This is a genomic window from Microcoleus sp. BM001215392 (genome assembly GCF_036700185.1).
Lineage (GTDB): Bacteria > Cyanobacteriota > Cyanobacteriia > Cyanobacteriales > Microcoleaceae > Microcoleus.
In genome coordinates this window covers 1-1,309 of record NZ_JAUBOJ010000723.1, presented here as the reverse complement: position 1 = coordinate 1,309, position 1,309 = coordinate 1, and the positions used below count along the sequence as shown (strand labels likewise).

The following is a 1,309-nucleotide window of genomic DNA, read 5'->3' as shown; positions in this document are numbered from 1 at the left end:
TAATTATCATCCCATATTGACTGCGGTCATGCTTCGCCCCTACGGATATATTTGCTTGCATTGAGATGCACCCTCAAATCCCTTACATCCCGTACATTGTTCGTTTGACGAACTTCCTCGATGATGAACCAAGCTCAAACAAAAACAGTCTTTTCAATTATTGTCCCGACTTACAATCGCCCCGAAAAATTAGCAGCGTGTCTTCAGTCTTTTGTAGCACTAGAATATCCGCGCGATCGATTTCAAGTCATTGTCGTCAACGACAGCACCGAAATATCAGTAGAAACTGCAATTTCCCCTTTGAAAAATCAGCTAAATATCCTACTGCTCGCACAACCAAACTCTGGCCCAGCAACGGCACGAAATAATGGAGCTTCAGCAGCAGCAGGCAAATTTTTAGTGTTTACAGATGATGACTGCACTGTGGCGGCAGATTGGCTGCAAAATCTGGAAAAGCGATTTGTGGAAACACCAGATTGCTTAATCGGAGGTCGAACTGTAAACGCGCTGCCGGATAACATCTATTCTACGGCAAGCCAGCAACTAATCGATTATCTTTACAGTTATTACAATGCGATCGGCGATCGCGCGCAATTTTTCACTTCTAACAATTTTGGCATAGCTGCTGAGGCTTTCGCAAAAATCGGCGGCTTTGACACGACTTTTGCTCTGGCGGCTGGAGAAGACCGTGAATTTTGTTTTCGCTGGCTCAATTCCGGGGGGCGCGCCATCTACGCTCCCGAAGTTATAGTTGCTCACTCCCACGCACTAACTCTGCGCAAATTTTGGCAGCAACAATTCAATTACGGCAGAGGTGCTTTTTTGTTTGGGGAAATTATCTCGAAAACCGGCCAGGCGGGGAAAAGGCAACATCCGTCATTTTATCTCAATTTGCTAATTTATCCATTTTCCCAGGGATCGGGAATTCAAAGGCTATTAATTGCAGCTTTATTTTTAGTTTCTCAGGCGGGAATTGCCGCGGGATTGTTTTGGGAGAAAAATGTTTTTGTTGAGAAAGAGTTCGTTGGTAACGGGCGTCATTTTTGAGAGGCTAATCTATTTGAAATTTGAGTGGGTAGGGTGTGTCAGCTTTGAGCAGTTAATTGTTGCTAACATAATTCGTATCTGAGGCACTAGATAAGTATGAACTCTCGTCTATCGCGTTTCTCAAAAAGTTGAATTACAGGTTTATATTTGAGATTTTTCGACTTCGCTCTGCGAACAAGTTTGAGATTTTAGATTGGGGGATTGAGGTATTAGACAAGAGTGCAAAAATCCTAGAAGGGCGTAGCATTTGGACATAAAATCT

The 1,309-nt window shown here is 43.4% G+C and carries 1 protein-coding gene; it reads left to right on the top strand.

Annotated elements, in window-relative coordinates; all coding sequences use genetic code 11:
* Nucleotides 1–120 precede the first annotated feature (120 nt).
* Nucleotides 121–1,047, top strand: coding sequence for a glycosyltransferase (locus QT974_RS34450; protein WP_333472832.1), 927 nt, complete (start codon nt 121–123; stop codon nt 1,045–1,047).
* Nucleotides 1,048–1,309: the final 262 nt, after the last annotated feature.